Origin of the sequence: Chryseobacterium sp. VD8 (assembly GCF_037149975.1) — a bacterium.
GTDB lineage: Bacteria > Bacteroidota > Bacteroidia > Flavobacteriales > Weeksellaceae > Chryseobacterium > Chryseobacterium indicum.
Genome location: NZ_JBBCQL010000006.1, coordinates 37,202 through 44,779, shown reverse-complemented (window position 1 = coordinate 44,779; position 7,578 = coordinate 37,202). Strand labels below are relative to the sequence as shown.

Annotated in this window: 7 protein-coding genes and 2 pseudogenes; all 9 read right to left on the bottom strand. The window is 34.6% G+C overall.

All coding sequences use genetic code 11. From position 1 onward, the window contains the following. Positions 1-371: pseudogene (locus tag WFK35_RS01535) on the bottom strand (hypothetical protein); the annotation flags it as partial. Continuing rightward, positions 358-3,418: pseudogene (locus tag WFK35_RS01530) on the bottom strand (TraG family conjugative transposon ATPase). The pseudogenes WFK35_RS01535 and WFK35_RS01530, both read right to left, overlap by 14 nt. Positions 3,419-3,430: 12 nt before the next feature. Then, on the bottom strand, positions 3,431-3,736 hold the full coding sequence (locus tag WFK35_RS01525) for a DUF4133 domain-containing protein (RefSeq protein WP_002977321.1): 306 nt from the start codon (positions 3,734-3,736) through the stop codon (positions 3,431-3,433). Between the two features lie 3 nt (positions 3,737-3,739). Continuing rightward, a complete protein-coding gene (locus tag WFK35_RS01520) occupies positions 3,740-4,075 on the bottom strand; it encodes a DUF4134 domain-containing protein (RefSeq protein ID WP_002977322.1) in 336 nt (111 codons plus the stop codon). A gap of 139 nt (positions 4,076-4,214) precedes the next feature. Next, positions 4,215-4,751 (bottom strand): hypothetical protein, encoded by a 537-nt coding sequence (locus WFK35_RS01515; RefSeq protein WP_002977323.1) that lies wholly within the window; start codon positions 4,749-4,751, stop codon positions 4,215-4,217. Between the two features lie 6 nt (positions 4,752-4,757). Beyond that, positions 4,758-5,144, bottom strand: a complete 387-nt coding sequence (locus tag WFK35_RS01510) for a hypothetical protein (protein WP_002977324.1) — start codon at positions 5,142-5,144, stop codon at positions 4,758-4,760. Next, the gene (locus WFK35_RS01505; RefSeq protein WP_002977325.1) at positions 5,132-5,767 is read right to left on the bottom strand and encodes a ParA family protein; all 636 of its coding nucleotides are present in this window, start codon (positions 5,765-5,767) and stop codon (positions 5,132-5,134) included. The genes WFK35_RS01510 and WFK35_RS01505 overlap by 13 nt, the downstream gene beginning before the upstream one ends. After that, positions 5,764-7,203: a relaxase/mobilization nuclease domain-containing protein gene (locus WFK35_RS01500; RefSeq protein WP_002977326.1), complete on the bottom strand. Its 1,440-nt coding sequence runs from the start codon at positions 7,201-7,203 to the stop codon at positions 5,764-5,766. Before WFK35_RS01500 ends, WFK35_RS01505 begins: the two co-directional genes overlap by 4 nt. Continuing rightward, on the bottom strand, positions 7,200-7,574 hold the full coding sequence (locus tag WFK35_RS01495) for a hypothetical protein (protein WP_002977327.1): 375 nt from the start codon (positions 7,572-7,574) through the stop codon (positions 7,200-7,202). The genes WFK35_RS01500 and WFK35_RS01495 overlap by 4 nt, the downstream gene beginning before the upstream one ends. Between the last annotated feature and the right edge of the window lie 4 nt (positions 7,575-7,578).

Genomic DNA, 7,578 nt, shown 5'->3' with positions numbered 1-7,578 from the left:
GATTTTGTCGCAAATATGCTGTACTCCGGTGCATCCTGCACTTCGTTATATATCCCATCAACATTCGTGATTATTTTGCTAAGGTTGTTGTAAATATTCTGAACTTGAATGCCGTTTTTCAAAGTACCATTTACCTCTTTTAATCCTTTGTACAATTTATTCTGCAGATCGTTGGCCAGAACCATCTGAGTTGAGACAACCGCCTGCGCCTGCTGCAGTTTATTCATCTCGTCGACTGTTTTCTCCTGCTCGCTTTTAATTTGATTGGCATATAAAATCATAGCAGGAGCTGTCAGTACATCTATATAGGGAGTTTGTGTTTTATAAAAACTCATGATAAAGACCATGAGTATGATGCTATATTTTTTCATAAGTCTGATTTTTGCTTTTAATAAATTCCTTTAGCGTTATATCTTGATCTATAAGTAGCCGTTTGATACTTTTGAAGAAATCTTTACTAGGGTTTTGCTTTTTGAATGAATGATAGTATTCGATTAACCCGTTGTCAATAGGTTTTTGGTAAATATTTACCAATGATACCAAGTTTGGTAGACCGTCTTTCAGATGATCAATATCTAGAACAAACTGCTCCAATGCATCCTGATAGTTTCGATATTCATTAACATAGTATTCGAGTGCAGATTTTTCAGGTTTTTCAGTAGTATAAGTCAAATATTGCTGTAGTGAAACTTCATTACCATATACTTCACCTTTGCTGCCCCGTTTAAGATAAAATTCTTTGAACCGGCTTCTACCGCTTTTATTATTTAGATTATTAATGGTGAAAATCTTACTCTGCTCAACCTCATTAAGTGAGAGCAATTTTGCAATCTTATCAAAATTATCGATGAATTTTGTCTGATCGAGAAGTATGAAGGTATCCGAATTATTAATAATACTGTCTTTTACGACAGCATTCCCGATAATATCATCCAGCTCCTGTGTAACAACAACGGCTTCACCCCAGAATTTTCTGACTGTTTTATACAGGTATAAAATATAACTTCCCATTAGTTTACTCGCAATTGCCTTCCAGGCTTCTTCAATAATGAGTGCTTTTCGCCTATCTTTTCTCAGACGCATTTTCTGGATAAACGTATCCATAATAATGAGGGTTACAATAGGAAACAGCTTAGGATTATCTTTAACATTATCAATCTCAAAGACGATAAAGGGCTCATAAAATAATGAGTTGTCTGCATCTTCATTTAAAGTCGTTCCATACCTACCTCCTTTGTAAAAATCAGCCAATACATAAAGGAATGTTCTCAGGTTGAATTCAGCTTCAGAAATTTTGAACTTTTTATTGGAAAGATAAATAGGAAGAAATTTTTCAGAATACTCATAAAAAGTGTTGAAAGAAAGTTCTTCCACGTCTAGCATTTCTTCAAGCTCTACCAGTTTTTTGATGAGTGATTTTCTGAAGGCATTTTCCCACTCCGCACTGTTGATTTTGGGTCTTTCAATTATTTTAGTATTTGAAAGGATCAGTTGGCTTTCATCGTAAGTCTTTCTTTTTTCGGTATTGACCAATGTTTCGTAAGCCTCGTGTATTTTGTCGAATATGGAATCATCAAAATCAGCTTTATCAAGATTTTTATCAGGATGATACTGTACCGCCAATTTTCGAAACGCCTTTTTAATGTCCGAGCTTTCAGCATCCATTGGTATTCCTAAAATTTGATAGTAATTTTCATTTTCACTGTATTGGCTCTCAAATTCATTATAAAGATCATCTTCGTAGATGTTGTATTTACTTAGGTATAGAATCAGCTCACGCGAGGTCTTTTGCTGATACCAATTGGTACCACCTTTGAAAAACTGATGGTAATACGCTAAGAGCAGATTATCAATAATGGATTTTTGTGTGGTGGTCATCGATGAATCTGCACCCTGCCATATCAGAAAAATAAGATTTCCTAGAAACTCAATTTTCTCAATATTAAATTCCGATTGGCTGACTACAAAGGGGTTCATTGTGATTGGCTTCTCTTCGGTGTACTGAATATACTTCCCATTCTTATATTTTGCCGTCCCGCTGTAACTGTCTCCGGTGTCCACAATTACAACATCATAATTGTAGGCTAAATATTGTTCAATGATATTATTCATCAAAAAAGATTTTCCGCTTCCTGACGGTCCAAGAACAAATTTGTTTCGATTATTGATTCTGCCGATCTGCATTGGCAGATCAGCGGTGTCGACCTTTAACGGAACTCCCTGTCTGTCCGTAAATCTCAGGTAAAAACTGGATGGTTCATCTACGGGGTAGCTCTCTTTAAAAAAAAAAGCACAGCGAGGCTTCACTCGTTGTGGTAAACAAATCGTATTCTTTTAGTTCATTGGCATTCCCCGGTAGTGATGCTCGAAACAACTCCAATTGATTGAAAGAATTTTTACTGGAAATTACTCCTTTTTGAAAGAGCTGGTTCTCAATCATCGACTGGATTTTTTCCAAATCCTCAATAGTTGGGCAGCTGGTGACAAGACTGTAATGTGCGTCAACAATAAGCTGACCGTCCTTAGCAATATTATCCAGCAAAATACCTATTTCTTCGGCGCAGATCCTATTCAAAGGTTCATTCTGAAATCCTTCGTGACGATTTTTTTTATTGGCTAAAAATTTAACTCTTTCCGTCTGATCAGGAATGACAATAATTTGGTTGTAAATAATGGTATTGTACAGTTCCAGGTCATTAATAAAAGAAAAATTGTCAACTGCGGTATCTTTGATAGCTCCGTTTCCACCCAACGTTGTGTAAGGGTAAATTTCATTGGGCAGTTCAATATTTTCAACATCTACTAAAGAAATGGTCTTCACATAGGAATTACCAATCTGGAGATTACTGTCAAGTGACCTTATATTGTCAAAAGCTTTTGTTGATCTGCCAAAGTTCATGGAAAGAATAGAGGAGATGTAATACTCAAAATTCTTTTCAAAGAAAAAATGGGGCTCAAAATCATTTTCCTTCAGAAGCATAAAGATTTTTTCTGCTTTGTCTCGCAATTCCTTATACTTTTTATCTGAATATTTGTACTGGTTTTTCTTTTTGCTTTGATCGATCCTGTGGGTAAATACCAGAATGCTATCGATTGTTTTGTAAATTCTTCCCGCAAAATGTTCTGAATATTTTTGCTGTAAATATTCTTCATGTGCTTCCGCCTGGTAGATCTTTTTATCGAAAATGTCCAGCTTCTGAACGATATATCCTTCTCCAATAATACTGATAATATTAAGTAGTATTGAATGATACTTCAGATACAAGGCACGGTCTGCCGAATACTGTGTGACAATATTTTTAATTTGGATGGCAATGATCGGGTTTCCAAATTCACCGATAAGAACATCATAATTAACATTAAATTCTGAACCGTAGTCGTAGCCAATAAATGGCAGACTAAAGCTTTTCTTTTTCATTGTGTGTATTTCCTAACGTTTGTACTTCTGCTTCAGTTTTATTTTTACAGGAATCATAAAAATCTCATTTTTGTTAAGCGTTTTGTTAAAAAGACCTTTGGTTTTCTGTAATCTGAAGACATTCCAAATCAATCCTGCACCAATACCTAAAGCAAGAACTATCCCTATAAAGAATCCTATAACTTTGCTTAGAATGATGCCTAAAACCATTGTGCCGGCAAATGAACCACCGGCATAATAGATATACTTTCCTTTCAGACCTTTAAACACAAGGGGCTTCTTTAGCCCCTTGTATAGAAAGAAACTCTTTTCTTCCATTTCTTATATTCCAAAAAATGCCTGAATTACTGTGGGAACGAGAAGCAGGAAGATACAGGCACCTCCCCAGCCAATCAGTTCTTTATTGACGTCTTGGTCACCATTGTTCCATTTGTTGTAAATTCGGACACCTCCGACAATGCCTACGATCGCACCTATCATTTGAACTAAGTTTGAGACTGGCTCAACGTACTCTTCGATATCCGATGTTGCCGAAGATATAGCTCCGGCGCCTCCTGTCTGAGCAAAAAGTAAATTTGTGCATAATACCAAGATTGCGGAGAACAGCGCTTTTTTAATTTTATGGTGTTTATTAATGCTTGTAATATTATTTTTCATTTGATTTTTAAAATTTTAATTGAACAATAATTGAATTGTTTCATTTGAAACCGTCTGGTAAAAAAAGATTCCAAAGCTCCATAAAGTGCTTTGGAATCGAAACAGATACGGCGTTTTCCGTATCATTGACTGAATGTAATTAAAAAACTAAACTTGATTTGTAAAAACTCTGACCGCTTTCAGAGCCGACAACGATATGTCTTGATGCTTTTTCAAAGAAATTTCGAAACATCTCATCCGAAATAACTGACGGAATTATTTCCTTCTGATGAGGTATTGCCTCCGAATTTTTGCTTCCGATCACTGAACTTAAATTTGAAAGAAATGATTGACGCACTTCTTTTTCATCTTTGCCCTGTTGATTGTCGCCATAGAAGTTTTCAATTTCCCGCTCTTCCTCAAAACGTCGATGGTTAAAAGGTTCGCCGTTTTCTTCGGAGGATAATTCTGTCTCTTCATAATCATAGGAACTTGGTAAGTTTAAATTCTCTACGTCATCTTCATAAATATTTATTATTTCTCCTGGAGTTTCTTCAATAAAGTTCTCAAGGCTGATCAATTCGCCATCATTTTCATTTCTATTTACGATCTGTTTTTTTATAAATAAGTCATAAACTGCAATGCCGGTATAATATAGAATGTATAGTAAACCAGTAATCATTAGGACTTTTCCCATAAATTTTCACTTTTTTAAAATGTTTAAGAAATTTTCATAATCGTCAGATTTTAGAGCGAGATGCACCGCAAAACTTACAAATTCGCTTACAGATATCCCGTCAGCACGAAGGCCCACCAACTTTCTGTAATGATGATCCTGTATCCTTATCATTCTGCTGGTTTTGTCATTACTCTTGTAAGAGTCAACAAATTCATTAATTATGCATAAGGTTTTATCATCAAGTTCGGTTAGATTGGTTGGTTTTTTCTTTGTCCGAGTGTTTTTTGCTGCATCTGCTGTTTTGTGTTTAATGCCCTTTTTCGATAAGACTGCCTCGTCACTCAGAATATTGAGATTCTTTGCTAATTCCTCTTTATCTTCATCGGTCGTATAGCGGTCTAAAATTCCCATAGATGATAAATTAATTCATCGAATGTTTCTTTGACAGCTAACTTTTGTTCATATGTCAGTCCTTTTGTGTTGATGCTAAGCATACATTTTCTGGTTAGAACTGATCCGCCAATTACTTTCCCTATCGTATTGAATTCAGCATCCATTACAGGTTTCAATTCGTAGCTGTCGTCTTTGCGCATATTATTTCTGATGAAATATATTTTTGCCTTGACTTTGATAAGCTTAAGAAGATTGAGAAACAGTACTGTAGACATCATTGTAACACTGGAGTATCCATAAGGAATTATTATGGCATCACTGTATTGTAATACCTGCGTGTAATTATTCTGAATATTTCCGGCGGTATCAAAAAGAATAACCTCCTGACTTTCCTTTAACTGCATTAAAACTTTTTCATTCTGCGTGAGATGAATATTTTCTTCCGAAATTTTCTCTACTTCATAAAGATAATCTGCTTTTAATTCTTTGTCTTCTGACCATTGCCTGTAAAATGAACGCTGAAAATCAAAGTCGATGACATTTACCTTTTTATCGGTAAACATAGAAAGATAGTTGGCAAATGCAATGGCTAAAGTGGTCTTGCCAACTCCGCCCTTCTGATTTGCAAACGTAATAATCATCTCTTTTTTTTCTTTTTTCTTCTTCTATTTTCTAGTTCTTCGCTTGATGGCGGAGAAGCTGCTGAAATATCAAATAGGGAAGTGCGTTTTAACATTTCTTCTAAACTTGATGCTTCTGCAGCTTGCACGCCATTGACAATAGACTGGTGTCCTGGATTTTGAGGATTTAGTAATTGAGATAAATAAAGGTTGTAATAGTAATCTCCGACCAATTCTTTTACGGTAAAGACAACATTGTCAATCTTATTAATGACGAATGCCTCATTTGAGAAACTGACGATCTTTATTTTATCCTGCGAATTATTACTTACTTTCCTTAAGTTTAGGATGTGATCTATTGTTGAATTTCGTGTGTCTTTCCAGATATTATAATTTGTCTTTTTCGATTGTTTCAAAAAAAGCATATAATCCTGGATTTCGCATTTGTACTCTTGTTCCAAATGCTTTTTAAAAACGTTCTTCGTTTCGATTGTCAAATTTGAATTGGCCAGAATGTCAAAGATCTTTTTGTCTAATACTTGGGAGCTGATAATGAATAGGTCACTCATTTTCATTATATCACTGCCTTTGTAAATCGTATTGGTTTTGTGGTCGATGATGGAATAGCCGAAAGGCTGTTTATCATCTTTGAATGAAAGAACAACATCAATCCCAAATTTTTTCTTCAGATGGTATTGAAGCTCTGATTGGTAGGAGGCATGGTTTTTATCCGATACTCTGAAAACCGAGTTGGAAAATACCTCTTTGTATTTTTTGAATAGAGCAAATATCTGTTTTTTTCTTTTCTCGTCAAAACTTTTTTTTGAAAAATTTAAATCATTGACATTTAAAACTTTGATAAAAGCGCCGTTTTTTGTAATATTTAACTTATCATTTTTTTCATAATAGCCGTATCCATTAAGTTCCAGCAGTGTCTTAAACTGATGTAACGTACTATAATTATAATCAATCAATTTTTCTAAATTTTGATGTACGTCAGTACCGTACAACTCTTTAATTGTTTCCTGTAAAGCAGTTTGACTTTTATATTTTTCGAAATCTCTCTCAATACGCTTTGAGCTGTCTTTATTAACCCTTGTACTTACAATATGAATGTGGTTGTTGGCAGTATCATTATGAAAAACAACAATGTACGGTTGTTCACCATAGCCCATTTTATCCATGAATTTATCTGCTGTAAGCGCCAATTGTTCCTTAGAATATTCGCGTCCTTTTGCGGATATTGTAGCGTGAAACTGCGGATTTTTTATTCTTGAATTATTTTTGGAAACTGCTTTCAGATAGTTTTTTATGTCTGGAGCTCCCGAAGAGTGATTAAGATGAGCCGGGAAATTTTTAATTGATAAAAGTTCTCCCTTTCCTTTTTCAATTTTCTTGTCATTATAAATCACACCATTGAACTCACTGGATGATTTGTTTAATATTTTAACAATCATTTTGCAAGTTCAATATAGATTTTTTTGATTATTCTGTTTTGCTCAATTTTCAGACTGTTGAGAATTTCAAGCTTTGAATTATAATCAGATAAAAGGGTAGTGGGTAAGTGCTTGTTGGTGTTGATATGTTTTGCAATCTGATTGATATTATTCTCAATTTTAGAGAATAAATTAACCTGATTTTCGATGAAATTCATGATTTCTTTCCTGTCATTATCAAGTAGCTTTCCTTCGACGCCGCTAATGATATAATCGGAAAGATGAAGGTTGTATTTATTACAGTGATTCAGCCATTTTTCTTTTACTTCGTCATGTAGCCTTAAAGTAATTCGTGCAGTCTTTGATCTGCCTGAGGTTTTTAAATCTTTCATTTGG

What these genes read in the sequence shown, in the direction of transcription:
- WFK35_RS01525 (WP_002977321.1), bottom strand. Translation starts at nt 3,736, where the DNA reads ATGGAAGAAAAGAGTTTCTTTCTATACAAGGGGCTAAAGAAGCCCCTT.
- WFK35_RS01520 (WP_002977322.1), bottom strand. Translation starts at nt 4,075, where the DNA reads ATGAAAAATAATATTACAAGCATTAATAAACACCATAAAATTAAAAAA.
- WFK35_RS01515 (WP_002977323.1), bottom strand. Translation starts at nt 4,751, where the DNA reads ATGGGAAAAGTCCTAATGATTACTGGTTTACTATACATTCTATATTAT.
- WFK35_RS01510 (WP_002977324.1), bottom strand. Translation starts at nt 5,144, where the DNA reads ATGGGAATTTTAGACCGCTATACGACCGATGAAGATAAAGAGGAATTA.
- WFK35_RS01505 (WP_002977325.1), bottom strand. Translation starts at nt 5,767, where the DNA reads ATGATTATTACGTTTGCAAATCAGAAGGGCGGAGTTGGCAAGACCACT.
- WFK35_RS01500 (WP_002977326.1), bottom strand. Translation starts at nt 7,203, where the DNA reads ATGATTGTTAAAATATTAAACAAATCATCCAGTGAGTTCAATGGTGTG.
- WFK35_RS01495 (WP_002977327.1), bottom strand. Translation starts at nt 7,574, where the DNA reads ATGAAAGATTTAAAAACCTCAGGCAGATCAAAGACTGCACGAATTACT.